Raw genomic sequence first — 16,463 nt, 5'->3', positions numbered from 1 at the left:
GCGACGAGACACATTCCAGCCGGCCGGCACCTCTTGGCCGTCAGCTGGCTTCCGGTCAGGGTGTGTAGACGCCGAAGACCTCGCGCAGGCTGTCGCTGATCTCGCCGAGCGTGCAATCGGCACGCAGTGCATCCTTGATGCTGTACAGCAGGTTGTCGCTCGTCCCGGCGGTCGCCTTGACCTTGCCGAGCGCTGATTCGACCGCCGCGGGGTCACGGTTGGCCTTGTAGCGTTTGAGCCGCTCGATCTGACCGGGCTCCAGTGTGGGGTCGATCGGAAAGACTGCCGGTTCGGGCTCGTCATCCATCGTGAACTTGTTGACGCCGACGATGGTCCGTTCGTTGTCGTCGATCGACTTCGTGTACTGGTAGGCCGAGTCCATGATCTCGTCCATTTGGTAGCCCTGCTCGATCGCAGCGACTGCACCACCCTTTTCGTCGATGGTGGCGATGTAGTCCCATGCGAGCTTTTCGACTTCGTCGGTGAGTGACTCGACCAGGTACGAACCGGCCATGGGGTCCGGCGTGTCGACGACACCCGACTCGTAGCCGATGACCTGTTGAGTTCGGAGCGCCATGCGGGCCGCGTTCTCGGTCGGCAGGCTGAGCGCCTCATCGAAACCATTGGTGTGGAGTGACTGCGTTCCGCCCATCACTGCGGCGAGCGCCTGCAGCGTGACGCGCATGATGTTGTTCATCGGCTGCTGCGCGGTCAGCGTCGATCCACCGGTCTGCGTGTGGAACCGGAGCATCTTGCTCTTGGGATTCTGGGCATTGAACCGCTCGGTCATGATCGTGTGCCACATCCGCCGACTGGCGCGGAACTTCGCGATCTCCTCGAAGAAGTTGTTGTGACCGTTCCAGAAGAAGCTGAGCCGCGGCGCGAAGTCGTCAACGTCGAGGCCCGCATCGACCGCAGCCTGGACGTAGGCAATAGCGTTCGCCAGCGTGAATGCGATCTCCTGAACCGCTGTCGAACCCGCTTCGCGAATGTGATAGCCAGAAATTGAGATCGTGTTCCAGTTCGGAATGTGGTCGGCGCAGTACCCGAAGATGTCGGTGATGATCCTCATCGACGGGCGCGGCGGGTACACGTAGGTGCCCCGGGCGATGTACTCCTTGAGCAGGTCGTTCTGGATGGTGCCGCTGATCTGGTCGGCGGCGACACCGTTCTCTTCGGCGACCAACTCGTACATCAGCAGCAGAATCGCCGCAGTCGAGTTGATCGTCATCGACGTCGACACCTTGTCGAGCGGGAGACCGGCGAGGAGCAGTCGCATGTCTTCCATCGAGTCGATGGCGACGCCAACCTTGCCGACTTCGCCCTCGGCCCGACCGTGGTCGGAGTCGTATCCCATCTGCGTCGGCAGGTCGAACGCGCAGCTCAGACCGGTCTGGCCCGCGTTGAGGAGAAACTTGAACCGCTCGTTTGTCGCCTCGGCATTGCCGAAGCCCGAGTACTGGCGCATTGTCCAGAGGCGTCCGGTGTACATCGAGGAGTAGACACCGCGGGTGTACGGCTCTTCCCCTGGCGCTCCGAGTTGGGTCGCAGCGTCCCAGTTCGCCAGGTCGGTCTCGTCGTAGAGCCGCTGGATCGGAATGCCGGAATCAGTGTGCGGAAGGTTGGGCGCGTCAGCCATGGGTCGATCGTAGGACGGCATGGTGCCTGACACCATGTCGTCAGCCGCCAACTTGTCGCGCTCGGTCAGTTCGCGGCGACGACGGCGACTTCCATTCGCCATTGCGGCTGGGCGAGTTCGGGAACGGTGACGAGTGTGCTTGCGGCCCGGTGGTCGCCGAGAAATGCATCCCGTGCAGCCATGACCGGGCCGAGCGGCTCGCCGCTCACCACGTACGTGGTGACCGACACGATGTCGAGCGCCAACATGTCGGCGGCTGCGAGCATTGCTGCGATGTTTTCCCACACCACCTTCGCTTGATCCTCCATCGCGTCAGGCGTCGACCCGTCCGGTGCGGTCGGCACGACTCCAGACGTGTGAAGCCAGCGAGTCGGATTCTCCACCAACACGGCGTGGTGATAGTTCGCCGCTGGATTGGCGATGGACGACGGATTCACGGGCGTTTGCACCCCTGCAGTGTCGCGTAGCGGCGCGACACAAGCGGGGGTCTGACCCCATTTGTGACTCTTGGGCCACACTGGCGAGGTGCAGTCGGCGACGTCAACCCCAGCATCGGGCGGTCCAATCGCCCGTTGGCTAAGTACCGCGCAACCCGAGGCGCTGTTCGTGTTGTCTGCGGTGGCGCAGTACATCGGCGCAGCGATCGCCGTGCTCCTGTTCGATCAGGTGGAACCGCAGACCGTTGCATGGTTCCGAATCATCGGCGCCTCCATCGCGCTGCTCGCCGTATCACGCGGCTGGCGCTCCGGGTGGACTCGTCCACAGTTGATCAGCGTGGCGGTGTTCGGCATCACCACGGCGCTGATGAACATCTGCTTCTACCTTGCGATCGACCGCATCGATCTCGGCAAGGGCGTCACCATCGAGTTCATCGGCCCCATCACCGTTGCCGCAGTCGCCACAAGGTCTCTCCGTAACGGTGTCGCGCTTGCCTTCGCGATTGTCGGCGTCGTCGTCCTCGGCGGGGTTGAGGTCGCCGACAACCTCGACGGACTGTTCTTCATCCTGTTGGCGTCAGCACTCTGGGCCGGCTACATCGTGTTGGGCTCGCGGGTCGCCCAAGTCGACCGCGGCGTCGCCGGCCTCGGTCTCGGCTTGTGCATCGGAGCGATCGTGACCACGCCAATCGGCGCTCCGTGGAGTGGCCCGGTCTGGCTCTCCCCCACACTTCTCGCGGCCTGTCTCCTCGTGGGTGTGTTCTCGAACGCGATTGGGTACGGCATCGACCAGTTCACGATGCGTCGCATTCCGATCCGTCGCTTTTCACTGCTGTTGGCGCTCCTGCCAGTCACCGCATCAGTGATCGGCTGGATCGCGCTCGACCAACAGCCGTCCGGGCTCGACATCATCGGCATCGCATTGGTGCTGGTGGGCGTCGCTGTCCAAGAGCGCGACGAGATCGAACGCGTCGAGCGGGTCGTCCGCACCGACCCGGCTTGACCTCGGGCGTTACAATTCAAACATGACCGACACCGTCGAGGAAACACTGTCCGCAATCCAGAAGCAGGCTGCTCCGGAGATCGAGGACATGGAAGCCGAGCGTCAGCGCCGCAAGGAGCGCCTCGCCTGTGGGCTGCGCACCATGGGTCGCCTCCATCTCGCAGAGGGTGTGGCAGGCCACGTCACTGTTCGCGACCCCGAGTTCACCGACCGCTTCTGGGTCAACCCGTTCGGCCACAACTTCAAGCTGATGACCGTGAGCGACCTCATCTGCGTCGACCACAATGGTGATGTCGTCGTCGGCGACCGACCCGTCAACGCAGCGGCGTTTGCGATCCACAGCGAACTCCACAAGGCACGGCCCGACGTCATGGCCGCCGCACACTCCCATTCGATGTATGGACGCACGTTCTCCACCCTCGGCAAGCCACTGAAGATGATCAGCCAGGACGCGACAATGTTCTACAACGACATCGCGCTCTGCAACGAGGGCAGCGGTGCCGTGGTGCTCGACACCGCAGTCGGTCGGGCCATGGGCGAGGCACTCGGCACCAAGAAAGCGCTCATTCATCAGAACCACGGCCTCATCACCACGGGCGGTTCAGTCGATGCGGCCGTCTGGTGGTTCATTGCTCTCGAGCGCCTCTGTCAGAGCCAGTTGCTCGCCGAATCAGCAGGTGAGCCGATCGAGATTCCGGACCACCTCTGCGAGGATGGTTACAAGGCGCAGGGCAACGACATCGCCGGCTGGTTCCAGTTCCAGCCGTTCTGGGACGAGCTCGTTGCTCGCGAGCCCGAATTCCTGACCTGACTCGCTGACTCAGCCCACCACGTGGTCTCAGTGGTCTCAGTGGGGGGCAGCCAGGCCCGGTGCGCAGAGGCCGTCGAGTTCTTTGATCTCGATGCGGTCACGGTTCTCGTAGGTGACTTCGTTCTCGGGGTTGGGCTTCAGGTTGAAGACGCGGAACTCCATGTCGTTGGTGTCGACAGTGAGAATGCGACCGATCAACGGCTCGCCCAGATCGAGGATGACCTTGATCGTCTCAAGCGCTTGGATCGAACCGATGATGCCGGGCAACACGCCAAGCACGCCGGCCTCGGCGCAGCTCGGCGCGAGTTCGGCTGGCGGCGGCTCGGGCACCATGTCGCGGTACGTCGGTCCTGCGGTCGGGTGGAACACGCTGACCATGCCTTCGAATCGGAAGATCGATCCGTGGACGACGGGAATACCGAGTTTCACGCTCGCATCGTTGAGGAGGTAGCGGCTGGGGAAGTTGTCGGCGCCATCGACGACCACGTCGTAGCCCTCGAGAATGTCCATGATGTTTGAGGCGTCGAGCCGCGTGTCGTAGGTGACGACGTTGACGTCCGGGTTGAGCATCGTCAAGGTCTTCTTCGCTGAGTCGACCTTGCGGTCGCCGATGCGGTCGATGTTGTGGAGGATCTGTCGCTGCAAATTCGACGAGTCGACGTCATCCATGTCGACGATGCCGATCGTTCCGACGCCTGCAGCAGCGAGGTACAGCGCTGCTGGCGAGCCCAGCCCACCTGCACCGAGCATCAGCACCTTGGCGTCGAGCAACTTCGTCTGACCTGCGACCCCGACCTCGGGCAGCAGCAGGTGGCGCTTGTAGCGGTTGTTCTGCTCGGGGGTCAGCGTGACGGGCTTCTTCCAGTCGCGCCCCTCGTCCTTCCACCGGCCGTAGCCGCCCTCCATCGAGACGACATTGGTATACCCGAGTTCGCCAAGGGTCTTGGCCGCAAAGGCTGAGCGGACACCACCTGCGCAGTACGCCACGATCGCAGCGGACTTGTCGACGATGCGTCCCTCGATCTGCGCTTCGAGATGACCACGCGGGATGTGGATCGCGTTCTGCAACGCACCTTCCTCAAACTCGTCGGGCTCGCGTACGTCAAGGACAAGCGCGCCCTCGGCGATCGCACTCGAAGCACCGTCGGTGTCGACTTCGTTGATTTCGGACTTTGCGGCGGAGAGAAGGTCTCGGAACGTTGCCATCGAAAAAGCCTACCGTCGATAGTTGACCTGTTGGGTCGGGAATGAGCGGGTACCGCCGCCGCCACCATCGTTTGCGTACCGGTGACATGTCGCCGGCGACATGTCACCGGTACGCAAACGGATCAGGTCAGGCGAGGAGTGCCGGTAGGACGGCGCCGATCTGGCCAACGAGCAAGTGATCCGCAAATCGGTCCATTCGGGTCTCCTCACCGTTGACAATGATGACTCGAGCATTTGCTGCTTTGGCGCGGGGGACGCAGTTGGCCACCGGAAAGACGCTGAGTGTCGAACCGACGGCGAGCAGCACGTCGCACTCTTCGCTGACCTGGAGCGCCCGATCGATGACCTCGGGAACAAGCGCCTGGCCGAAGCTGATCGTGTCGCTCTTCAGGATCCCGCCACACTCCAGACATGCCGGATCGACGTCGCCCGCACGCACCCTGGTCAGGCTTTGCGCCATCGGACGTTGATCCGCACAGTCCCAGCAGCGCGTGAACCACACGGTGCCGTGCACTTCGACCACCTTGTCGGGGTCGGTGCCTGCCTTCTGATGCAGCCCGTCAATGTTCTGCGTCACCACTGCGTGGAGTTGACCACGGCGTTCGAACTCGACAATGGCAGCATGACCCTGGTTGGGTTCCGCAGTCCACGCGGGTGTCGTCAGTCGGTTCTGCCATGCGACTTTGCGTAACTCCGGATCGGCAAGATAGTTCTGCAGGTTCGACGCCTTCTCCGCTGCCGGGTTCTTCGTCCACACGCCGTTCGGCCCACGGAAGTCGGGGATCCCGGAGTCCGTCGAAATGCCCGCACCTGTCAACACCACGATGCGCTTTGCTGCCGAGATCAGACTCCGAGCCGTCTCGGTTCCGACCGGAAGCTCGGGCAATGTGTGGCGGGGTTCGACTGACACCTGGTGATCTTGACCGATCAGCGCACTCCAGGGCTACTCATGCCGGGCGGTCGCAGGTCGGCCCGCTGGCCGACGTCGGAGGAGCACCTTCTACGATCGACTCATCCCAGCGGGCACGTCACCGAAGGGACCTCGTTCTCGAAAGCGAACCCATGACCCCCAACATTGTGCTCATCAACTGCGACGATCTCGGCTACGGCGACCTCAGCTGCTACGGCTCCGAGCTCCATGACACACCAGCGCTCGACGCCCTCGCCGCCGAGGGGGCTCTCTTCACGGACTTTTACATGGCCTCGCCGGTCTGCTCTCCGTCCCGAGCCGCGATGTTGACCGGCAGTTACCCGACACGAATCGGGTTCGGCGGTGAACCGATGAACAACATGCGCGTGTTGTTCCCCGGGCAGGGTGTCGGTTTGCACCCCGACGAGGTGACCATTGCGTCGATGTTGCGTGGCGCCGGATACGCGACGCTCGCTGTCGGTAAGTGGCACTGCGGCGATCAACCTGAGTTTCTCCCGACGAATCACGGCTTCGACGAATGGTTCGGGCTGCCGTACAGCAACGACATGGGACGCCAGGCCACAGCCGCCGGCCAGCCAACGCTTGAGGAATTGAACCAGCGCATTCAAGCCGCGGGGATGGACTTCGAACTCAAGTGGCCCCCGCTTCCCCTCATGGAGGGCAACGAACTCATCGAGTGCCAGCCTGACCAGGCATCCCTGACCCGGCGCTATGTGGAACGGTCGACGCAGTTCATCCGCGAGCACAGCGACGCCCCCTTCTTCTTGTATTTGGCGCACATGTACGTGCACGTCCCGATCTACGTGGAGGAGCAGTTCCAGGAGCAGTCCCGCAACGGCGCGTACGGGGCCGCCGTTGCCAGCATCGACTGGGCGACGGCAGTCATCGTTGAGGAACTCGAACGACAGGGCCTCAGCGACAACACGCTCATCATCTTCACCAGCGATAACGGCGCGCTCGCTCCTGGGCCAGACGGTGCCGGCAGCAACGCTCCGCTCCGAGCCGCGAAGGGCACCACGTGGGAGGGCGGCCAGCGCGTACCGTGTCTGATCCGGTGGCCTGAGCGAATCGCTCCCGGCACACGGGTCACCGAGATGACCTCGGCGCTCGACCTCTTGCCCACGCTCGGTCGGCTCACTGGCGCGCCGGTTCCTGTCGACCGTCTCCTGGATGGCGCTGACATCTCAGAGTTGATCGGTCTCGACGGCCCGCCGGTTGACGCAGGTCGCTGTTTCTTCTACATCGGTGGCGCAAACATCGAGGCAGTGCGCGTCGGTGGCTGGAAACTCCATGTCCGCAAGGGCGGGACCGAGCTGCTCGAGCTGTACGACCTGGCCAGCGACATTGGGGAGACGGTCGACGTGTCGGACGATCACCCCGACATCGTCGCCGAGTTGCTTGCGCGTGTTGAAGCGGGCCGAATCGACCTGGGCGAGCAAGCCAGTGGCATCGTCGGCGTCGGAACACGCCCCATCGGACGCGTTGACAACCCCGTCACGCTCGCCGACGTTGACCCCTCCGACCCGGCGACGTTGGCCGAGTACGACCTGCCCTACCGCGGTTGATCCGGTCCTCGATCCGCACTTCGCAATCGAGCCAGTCGATTGGCTCCGCAGGTCTACCTCACGCAAGTTACGAAGGCTCCCGACCCCATTGGCGGCGCGGTCGGTAGCGTGAGCCGCCGTGTCTACCCAGGTCGTGAATGAAGCGAGTAAACGTCGAACGTTTGCCATCATCAGCCACCCTGACGCGGGCAAGACCACGCTGACCGAGAAGTTTCTCCTTTACGCCGGGGCCATTACCTCAGGCGGTGCCGTCAAGGCGCACGAAGGTCGCCGGTCGGCGACATCGGACTGGATGGACATGGAGCAGAAGCGCGGCATCTCGATCACCTCCACGGCATTGAACTTCCCGTACCGCGACCACGAGCTCAACCTTCTCGACACGCCGGGCCACCGGGACTTCTCCGAGGACACCTACCGGGTGCTGTCTGCTGTTGACGCTGTGGTCATGGTGCTCGATGCGGCGAAGGGCATCGAGCCGCAGACGTTGAAATTGTTTGAGGTGTGCCGCTCACGCAACCTCCCGGTCATCACGTTTCTCAACAAGCTCGACCGGCCCGGCATCGAGCCACTCGAACTGCTCGACATGATCGAAGCCCAGATCGGTCTCCGCCCGACGCCGGCGACATGGCCTGTCGGCTCTTTCGGTGATTTGCGTGGCGTGATCGATCGCCGCACGGACATCTTCACCCGTTTCACCCGCACCGCTCGTGGGTCCCAGATCGCTCCGGAAGAAGACGTCCCGGCTGCACGCGCTGCGACCGAAGAAGGCAAGGAGTGGGAAAAGGCTGCCGAGGAGACCGCACTGCTGAGCGCAATGGAGGCCGATGTGGACATGCCGTCGTTCCTCGCCGGCGAGTCGACACCGGTGTTCGCCGGGTCAGCCCTGACCAACTTCGGTGTCAGGCACCTGCTCGACGCCATCGTCGACCTCGCCCCTGCGCCGACTCCACGCCTCGACGTCAACAATGAGCCTCGGCCGCTCGACTCGCCGGTGTCGGCGTTCGTGTTCAAAGTCCAGGCCAACATGGACAAGAACCATCGCGACCGTATTGCCTTTGCCCGGATCTGCTCGGGCCAGTTCGATCGCGGCATGGTTATGACCTGCGAGCGCACCGGTAAGCCGTTTGCCACGAAGTACGCGTCGACCGTGTTCGGTGCCGAGCGCACCACAATCGACGAGGCGTTCCCCGGCGACGTTGTCGGTCTGGTCAACGCCACCGGCCTCAACATCGGCGATTCGCTGTTCGACGAGACCGGCCCCAGAGTGAAATTCCCGCCGATCCCCTCGTTCGCCCCCGAGGTGTTCGCCACTGCCCGTCCGGTCGACACCGGCAAGTCGAAGCAGTTCCGCAAGGGCCTCGCGCAGCTCAACGAAGAGGGTGTGGTCCAGGTGCTGAAGGATCCGGACTGGGGTGACGCCTCACCGGTGTTGGCAGCAGTCGGTCAGCTCCAGTTCGATGTGTTCGCCAACCGACTCGAATTCGAGTTCAACGCTCCGATCGAGATCTCACCGGCCCCGTATCAGGCGATCCGAGTGACCGACAAAGAGTCGGCTGACAAGTTGCGCGAGAAGCCGGGCGTTCGCATCCTCGCCCGATTCAGCGGCGACATGGTTGCGCTGTTCGAAAACAAGTACGCCCTGCAGCGCATCGAGCAAAATGAGCCAGAGCTCACGCTCGAACCCATCGTCGCTGGCTGATCAATCCGTCGCGGCGTGATCTTTTTCTCCGTCGGCTGAATTCGGACCGCAGGTCGGGCCCAGGCTCAGCGATCGCGGACGAGTTCGACGAAAGATTTTCCGGTGTTGAGCGGAATGACTGCCCCGTTGGCGTCGCGTAGCGTGAACGGGTCGTACGCAGTCGTGCGTTCCCAGGTTCCTGGGATGCTCTCGCCGTTGCGGTGCACCACAGCCGCGCCCATGCCGACCGTGATCGGATTCGGCGAGCGGGCATCGACCGGCGACGGCGCATGGAACACAAGCAGTTCGACGACGTTGTCGACGGCGATCTGCGCACCCGACGCTGCCGTGTGGCGATTGCCGTTCTGCGATCGCAGGTACTTCGACGACTCGGCATCCCAGACCCAATCGACCGACACCCCGTCCATCCCGACATTGAATGCGGCCGTCGGTACCGCTCCGACGTCGGCGGGTGGCGTCCATGCGGGATCGATTGCCCAAAGCGGTCGAGCCGCACCTGCCGTCGGCGCATTGTCGAGAGCGCACGAAGGGTTGAGCTGAAGGTTGTGCGGTGCGCTTCGACTCGAGTTGCGGTTGTAACACGGGCTTTTCTGCGCCGTGAAGTTCACCAGAACACCAGACCGGGCGGCTGACTCGACCCAGTTCGTGACACCACCGTTCCCGCCCGACCACACAAGGATCGGCCGGTTCATCGGCGCCAGGATGTCGAGGTCCCCGGTGCGGGCCGACCGGACGGGTCCGAGTCGGTCGGGCAGCTGAGAGTGGAACAGCGCGACGAATCGGGTGACACCCTCGACGTTCTCTTCAATGACAACGTCAGCCTGATCGAGCCCCCACTGCGGCCGCGCCCGAGGGTAGTTATCGATCTTCGCCGCGATGATCGAACGGTTCGAGACATCGGATCCCGCCGGTTCGCCAGTGAGCGCTGCGAATCCGTCAAGTGCTGGGAGCGGTTCGTATGGTTCCCAGATCGGGACGCCGTTGTCGAGAATGGTCGTCGGGACCGGCACCGTGGTGGTCGTGGTCGTGGTCGTCGTCGTCGTCGGCGTCGTCGTGGTCGTCGTGGTGGTGGTCGTTGCCGGCGGCACCGTGGTCGTCGTTGGGCTCGTTGTGGCAGAACTCGTTGAGGGCAGTGAATCTGACAGCGTGTCGGTGCTGCCCCCTCTGGCGAGCCCGACGCCGATGGCGATCAGCAGACCCACAGCGACGACAGCGGCACCGGCAAGAACACCGCGGCGGCGCGCGAAATTCGGTTCCGGGGTGTCGGCCACCGCGGTGAAGATAGTGCCATCCGCGCTGCAAACGACGTCGGACCCTTCGACAACGTGCTGATGGCTTGCGGGGCCGGAGGATTCCCGGTCACGCGTGTGGGGTCACCACGACCCTGAACTCCCTCCGCCACCGCCACCGCCGACTCCGCCACCACTGAAGCCACCGCCGCCGCTCCCCGATGACGACGGCGCTGTTCGCGCCGACCGAAACGAACCTGCGGAGCTGTACACGAACAGCGGCCCGTGCAGCACACGTTCCGGATGCGGAATATTGCTGGACTCGATGGCCCGCTTCCATGCATCGGCGGCACCGAGCGCTACTGCCCAGGCGCTGTACTCGCGCACAACATCGTTCTTCCACGCCCACTCGACATGGCGTCCCTCACTTGCTGCAAGGAAGCGACGAAATGACTCCGACCGCAGGGTCAGCGCAGAACCCGTCGCCGAACGCGACGGCAGCAACGATTGATACACGAGGAACGCGCATGCGGTCACCACCAGCACGCTCAGTATGAGCGCGATCAGCGGATGCGACACTGCCGTGAGCAAACTGCGCCCAGCGGTCGCCAACGCACTCGCACTGATGACCAAGATGAAGATGAGCGGTACGAGCAATCTCGTCAGCGCCGTGAAGTTGACCGTCGGCGTACCTGGCGCACCGCGGGTCCACCATCCAGCTTCGGCGACGAATCGGAGTTGTTCACTTCGAATTGCACTCCACGCGCGCCCGAAGTTCGGGTCGTACTTTCCGAGCTCGATGGCGTCTCCGGACGAGAAGATTTGGTCGATGTGTGCCCGGTCGACTGCACTGAGCCGCGTGACGTCGGTTCCACGACGGAGCATGTCGTCGTCATCCACCGCGATCGCATCACGCGCGATCATCTCCGAGAACCATGCGGACACCGTGTCGTCGTCCACGCGCTCGGTCAGCAGCGCTGCCGCCTGCCATGGCTTGATGCCGCGGGGCGGTACGAACTCAATGGTCGCCAGTTCAGCGAGTCGACTATCCGGCACGCGATACGTTGGAACGTCGGCAATCGGATCACCGTTCCGTGGGGTCGGGAGGTCGCCGAATGCAGCGTCGGCTGCCCCACCAGCACCGTGCACCTCGTTGCTGCCGTAGCGACGACTCGTGGCAAACACGCCGACTGCGGCCAAGACGCCCGCTGGCAGCACGGCGAGGCCCAGCGGGCGGAATCCCGTCGGATTCCGCGCAGGGAGGGCCGGTGCCGCATCAAAGTTGGTCGGGGCGGTGGCGACAATCGTTCCGCCGACCGTGATGCCCTCACCCGGATTTAGCGGCTCGATCACCGCGACGTAATCGCCGCTTTCCGACTGGGTGAAGTCGCATCCACCAAATTGGCCGAGTCCACCGGTGTCACAACGGACATTGTCGAGTACGAACCCGGTGAGCACGACTTCAAACCGGTCAGTCGTGAACGTCTCGTCGGTCCCGATGATGTCCACGGCGAGGACGCCGTTCGACACGTCCGCTTCCGGCAACGTGTACTCGAGTTCGTACCGATGCTGGCCGGTGAAAAAGACCCCGGCGTTGCCGATTCGGATCTGAGTACGACTCCCGAAGTTGCTGCTGGTCACCTCGCCGTTTGCATCCGGCGAGAACGCTGCGACATCGACGGGGGCACCAAAGTCGTCTGGGATATCGCGCTGGTAGCCGCGACGTTCAGTGAGCCCGAAGTCGATGTCGACGACTTCACGGATCCGAATACCATCGACACCCTCTGGTCGCACCGTGACCTGTTTCGCGTCGAAGTGTTCGGGCCGAAAGAGTGCCTCGTCGCCGGCACCAATGACCCCAAAACCTGCCAGCGCCGTCATGGCCACAACGCTGAGACCGACGAGGGCGTGACCAACAGGAGTGACGCGGCGAATCATGCTGCCAGTGTCGCTCCTGCACTGCGACCTTCCTCTTGTTCCACGGTCGAGCCCACTGATTGAGTACCGGCTTCCTCCAGCATCACCGGCGCCGTTCACCCGGCGCATCACGATCATCCGCGAGGTCCAGACGTGTCGCTCCACTCAGAAGTCAGCCGTCCCACGAGTCCGGCCGATGATCACCGACCCGCAACTGGGTCGAGCGACGTCGAGTCAGGTGCACTGATCAACGTCCGCCAATGGATGGATCCGCTCGTCGACGACAACGGGCACGATCCGCGATCGGGCTACGTGGAAACGTTCTGGCTCGGCGTGCTCGGCCCGACGGCGACATGGCTCCTCCGGCGTCTCGCTGCTGGGCTCCAGCAGCATCCGGAAGGCTTCGCATTCGACCTCGTTTCTACGGCTGCAGCGATGGGATTGAGCTTTAGGTCCGGTCGGTCGTCGCCGTTTACCAAGGCGCTGCAACGCTGTGTCATGTTCGGCCTGGCACACCAACTCCCCGACGGCGGCCTCGCAGTGCGCCGCCGTATTCCTGATGTGGCCCACCGCCACCTCCGGCGAATGCCCCTTGATCTTCAGCGACTGCATCACGAATGGCAGACCTCCACGATCGATGTCGATGCCCTCGGACGAGCCCACCGATTTGCGATGACCATGCTCGAAGTCGGCGACGACCCAACGCTCATCGAGCCACAGCTCCGAGCGCTCGGCGTGCCGCGGGCAGTCGCCGAGCAAGTCACCGACAACGCGACCCGGCTCGACGTGACGTGACGTTCAGGAGCGCGTAGATCGCCGTCGGCGAGGCACCCGAACCGCAGTTCAGGCGAGGAGACGCTCGAGTTCGGCGTCGGCGTTGGCGTGGGGTTCGTCGCCGAGTTCTGTCTGCAGGCGCCGAAGCTCCATCTGGAGTTCACGAGCGACCGCGCCGTAGGCCGGGTCGGTGATCACGTTGCGCATCTCTGCCGGGTCGGCCACCAGGTCGAAGAGTTCCCACTCAGGCGGCTGCACCGGACCGTCAGCGCCCGCTTGGCCGAGGGGGTCGTTGTAATAACCGATCAGCTTGTGCGTTTTGGTCCGCACCCCGTAGTGCGCTGGCACGTTGTGCGCCCAGTCGCCGTGCATCCAGTACCGGTAGTACATCGACTCCGGCCAGTCGTCGGGCTCGGCATCGGAGAGAATCGGCAACAGGCTGCGGCCCTGCATCTCTGGGGGCACATCGACGCCGGCCAGATCGAGGAACGTCGGAGCGAAGTCGACGTTGACGGCCATGGCGTCGCTGGTCGAGCCCGCTGGGATGACCCCGGGAAGTCGAGCGAGGAACGGCATGGCGAGCGATTCTTCGTACATCATGCGTTTGTCGAACCATCCATGGTCGCCAAGAAAGAAGCCCTGATCAGAGGTATAGATCACCAGGGTGTTCTCGGCCAGACCGTTGTCGTCGAGCCAGTCAAGCATCCGCCCGACGTTGTCGTCGATCGACGCGATGACTCGGAGGTAGTCCTTGATGTACCGCTGGTATCGCCAGCTGATCTCGTCTCGTTCGGACAGGCCTGGGGGCACCAACGCCTTGAGGTCGATGATCGGATCGAGGTCCATCATCCTCATCTCCATCGCTTTGACCACGTCGGCGCGACCCTCGTGATCATCCATGAGCGTGCGCGGTTCAGGAATGTCGACGTCGTCGTACAGCGTGAAGTGTTTACTGCTCGGTTCCCACGTGCGGTGCGGCGCCTTGTGGTGGCACATCAGCGCAAACGGCCGATCCGGGTCTCGCATCTCGAGCCAGCGCAGGCTGTCGGCGGTGATCAGGTCGGTGACGTAGCCGCCTCGTTCGATCACCTCGTGTCCGCGATCGTCGTTCCTCGGCTCCAGCATCACCGGGTTGTGATAGTGGCCTTGTCCAGGTAAAACGCGCCATTGATCGAACCCCGTCGGATCGTGCTCGGGCCCGTGGCCGAGGTGCCATTTGCCGAACATGGCGGTCTGGTATCCGGCCGCCTGCAGTCGCTTCGGAAACGTGTCGAGCGTGTTGTCCATATGCGTGTCGAGCGTGGTCACGCCGTTCACATGGTTGTAGGTGCCGGTCAGGATTGAGGCGCGACTCGGCGTGCAGATCGAGTTGGTGCAAAAGCAAGCGTTCAGCCGCATCCCGTCCGCAGCGATGCGGTCAAGATTCGGCGTTTCGTTGATGACCGACCCATATGCGGAGATCGCATGCGCGGCGTGATCGTCGCTCATGATGAAAAGGATGTTCCGTTGCTTCATGGACGACACAGACGATATGGACGACATGGTGCCAGGCACCAAGTGGTCTTAGGCGGTGTGGGCGGCGCCTTCGGCCGGCGGAGTGAAATTGCAGGCGAGATCGATCAGCAGGCGCGTTCCGAACCCGCTTGCGCCCTTGGCTTGGACGCCACTGTCTGCCTGGTTCTCCATCGGGCCGGCGATGTCGAGGTGGGCGTAGGGTACATCGCCAGTGAACTCTGTCAGGAAGATTGATGCCGTGATCGTGGCAGCGTAAGGCCCTCCGATATTGCGCATGTCAGCAACGGCCGAGTCAAGCAGCTTGCGATAGCGCCTTGTCTCCATGGGGAGCTGCCACACTGGCTCGTCGACTTCTGCGGAACTGTTCTTGACCTGGTCAACGAAGTCTTGATTGGTGCCAAGGAGGCAGGCGATCTCGGTGCCGAGAGCCCGGAGCGCGGAGCCGGTGAGGGTGGCGATGTCGACAATGCCGTCGGGCTTGTCTTCCACGGCGAGCGACAGACCATCGGCAAGCACAAGGCGCCCCTCAGCATCTGTGTTGTGGATCTCGACGGTCTTGCCGTTGCGCATCGTGAGCACGTCGCCCAGTTTGAGTGCGCTACCAGACGGCATGTTGTCGGTGCACATCAGCCAGGCGGTGACCTTGGCCTTGCATTTCAGCGCCTTGAGCGCCGACATTGCTGAGAGCACGGCTGCCGCACCCGACATATCCATCTTCATCGCAATGTGGTCAGGGTTACTGGGTTTCAGGCTGATGCCGCCCGAGTCGTACATCACGCCTTTGCCGACCATCGCGAGGTGACCGGTCGGGTTCCGCGGTGAGTACGACAGCTTGACCATGCGCGGCGGCTCAGTAGAGCCTTGATTGACGCCAATCATGCCGCCGCAGCCCATCTGCGTCAGCTGATCCTTGTTGAAGACTTCGACATCGAGACCGGTTGCTGCCGCGATCTCAACGGCCTTGAGCGCGATGTCCTTGGCATTGAGGTACGTGGGAGGGGTGTTCGCAAGCTCGCGGGCCAGTGCCGCTGCACGCGCGACGACGACACCGTCGTCGGCGCCCTGCCGAACGCCTTTGCTGCGCTTGTCGGCAGCGACCAGGGTCAGGTCAGTCAGCTTCGCCCCGCCGCTCTCGTCATTCTTGAGGCCGACGTAGCGATAGCTACCGAGCAGGGCACCTTCGGCGACGGCATGTCCAGCCGCCTTCGCGTCGAGATGACCGAGGTCGGCAAGGTTGATTGCAAGATGGGCGTGCTTGCTCGCAGCGCGGGCAAAATTCGCAGCAGCGGTGCGCACGGCTGCGAGGTCAATCGAGTCGGGGTCACCGACACCAACCGCATACGCCACACCCTCGCCGTTCGGCACGGCGAGCATCTGGCCGACCTTGCCGTCAAAGTTGTTCGCGGCGAGACCTGCCCGGTTGACACCGAGCTGTCGTGCCACAGTGCCCTTGGTGGCGACCGCGTAGGCCACCGCTGTGGCGCCCTTCGGCACTGACTTGGTCGCGGTGACGTTGACGTTGGCGACGGATTGACTTGCATCGAACATCTGCACAGTCTGCCTCAACTCGTCTGAAACATTCCCGACCAGAGGCCTTCGAGTGGCGTTCACGCGTTTATGCAAGCATTTTTGATATCCGTGTTACCGTCCCAGTAGAAGAGATGCGAGGCGCATCACACGTGATCACGCATCATCTTCGTACATCAAATCAACCCGGTTGGTTTTGAAGCCGACCAA

At 63.2% G+C, this 16,463-nt stretch carries 13 protein-coding genes; 5 read left to right on the top strand and 8 right to left on the bottom strand.

Translation table 11 applies throughout. From position 1 onward, the window contains the following. Nucleotides 1-55: 55 nt before the first annotated feature. Together ACH2DW_RS09565 and ACH2DW_RS09560 are read right to left on the bottom strand one after the other, a co-directional pair. Nucleotides 56-1,639, bottom strand: coding sequence for a methylmalonyl-CoA mutase (locus ACH2DW_RS09565; RefSeq protein ID WP_394929515.1), 1,584 nt, complete (start codon nt 1,637-1,639; stop codon nt 56-58). 65 nt (nt 1,640-1,704) lie between these two features. After that, entirely contained in the window at nt 1,705-2,088 is a 384-nt protein-coding gene (locus tag ACH2DW_RS09560) for a RidA family protein (RefSeq protein WP_394929514.1), read from the bottom strand. Between the two features lie 76 nt (nt 2,089-2,164). Here ACH2DW_RS09560 and ACH2DW_RS09555 point away from each other — a divergent pair, with 76 nt between their 5' ends. Beyond that, nucleotides 2,165-3,079, top strand: a complete 915-nt coding sequence (locus tag ACH2DW_RS09555) for an EamA family transporter (RefSeq protein WP_394929513.1) — start codon at nt 2,165-2,167, stop codon at nt 3,077-3,079. A 22-nt stretch (nt 3,080-3,101) separates the two neighbouring features. Continuing rightward, complete coding sequence (locus tag ACH2DW_RS09550) at nt 3,102-3,890, top strand: class II aldolase/adducin family protein (RefSeq protein WP_394929512.1); 789 nt, start codon at nt 3,102-3,104, stop codon at nt 3,888-3,890. Nucleotides 3,891-3,926: 36 nt separating this feature from the next. Here the strand turns inward: ACH2DW_RS09550 and moeB are convergent, their stop codons facing one another. Then, nucleotides 3,927-5,096, bottom strand: a complete 1,170-nt coding sequence (moeB, locus tag ACH2DW_RS09545; protein WP_394929511.1) for a molybdopterin-synthase adenylyltransferase MoeB — start codon at nt 5,094-5,096, stop codon at nt 3,927-3,929. Nucleotides 5,097-5,223: 127 nt separating this feature from the next. Then, a complete protein-coding gene (locus ACH2DW_RS09540) occupies nt 5,224-6,006 on the bottom strand; it encodes an NAD-dependent deacetylase (protein WP_394929510.1) in 783 nt (260 codons plus the stop codon). Between the two features lie 152 nt (nt 6,007-6,158). Between ACH2DW_RS09540 and ACH2DW_RS09535 the strand changes: the two genes are divergently transcribed. Next, nucleotides 6,159-7,592: a sulfatase gene (locus tag ACH2DW_RS09535; RefSeq protein ID WP_394929509.1), complete on the top strand. Its 1,434-nt coding sequence runs from the start codon at nt 6,159-6,161 to the stop codon at nt 7,590-7,592. Nucleotides 7,593-7,710: 118 nt separating this feature from the next. After that, entirely contained in the window at nt 7,711-9,291 is a 1,581-nt protein-coding gene (locus tag ACH2DW_RS09530; protein WP_394929508.1) for a peptide chain release factor 3, read from the top strand. Between the two features lie 65 nt (nt 9,292-9,356). Here ACH2DW_RS09530 and ACH2DW_RS09525 read toward each other — a convergent pair whose 3' ends face one another. Both ACH2DW_RS09525 and ACH2DW_RS09520 read right to left on the bottom strand, forming a co-directional pair. After that, on the bottom strand, nt 9,357-10,562 hold the full coding sequence (locus tag ACH2DW_RS09525) for a DUF3048 domain-containing protein (protein WP_394929507.1): 1,206 nt from the start codon (nt 10,560-10,562) through the stop codon (nt 9,357-9,359). A 102-nt stretch (nt 10,563-10,664) separates the two neighbouring features. Then, entirely contained in the window at nt 10,665-12,458 is a 1,794-nt protein-coding gene (locus ACH2DW_RS09520) for a DUF2207 family protein (RefSeq protein WP_394929506.1), read from the bottom strand. A 132-nt stretch (nt 12,459-12,590) separates the two neighbouring features. Here ACH2DW_RS09520 and ACH2DW_RS09515 point away from each other — a divergent pair, with 132 nt between their 5' ends. Next, nucleotides 12,591-13,232, top strand: a complete 642-nt coding sequence (locus tag ACH2DW_RS09515; protein WP_394929505.1) for a hypothetical protein — start codon at nt 12,591-12,593, stop codon at nt 13,230-13,232. Between the two features lie 48 nt (nt 13,233-13,280). Here the strand turns inward: ACH2DW_RS09515 and ACH2DW_RS09510 are convergent, their stop codons facing one another. Then, a complete protein-coding gene (locus ACH2DW_RS09510) occupies nt 13,281-14,726 on the bottom strand; it encodes a sulfatase (RefSeq protein ID WP_394929504.1) in 1,446 nt (481 codons plus the stop codon). Between the two features lie 48 nt (nt 14,727-14,774). Next, on the bottom strand, nt 14,775-16,274 hold the full coding sequence (locus ACH2DW_RS09505; protein WP_394929503.1) for a leucyl aminopeptidase: 1,500 nt from the start codon (nt 16,272-16,274) through the stop codon (nt 14,775-14,777). Nucleotides 16,275-16,463: the final 189 nt, after the last annotated feature.

It is taken from the genome of uncultured Ilumatobacter sp. (assembly GCF_963980585.1).
Classification (GTDB): Bacteria; Actinomycetota; Acidimicrobiia; order Acidimicrobiales; family Ilumatobacteraceae; genus Ilumatobacter_A.
Note: the sequence above shows the minus strand (reverse complement) of the source record. Positions and strands in the feature narration are given on the sequence as shown.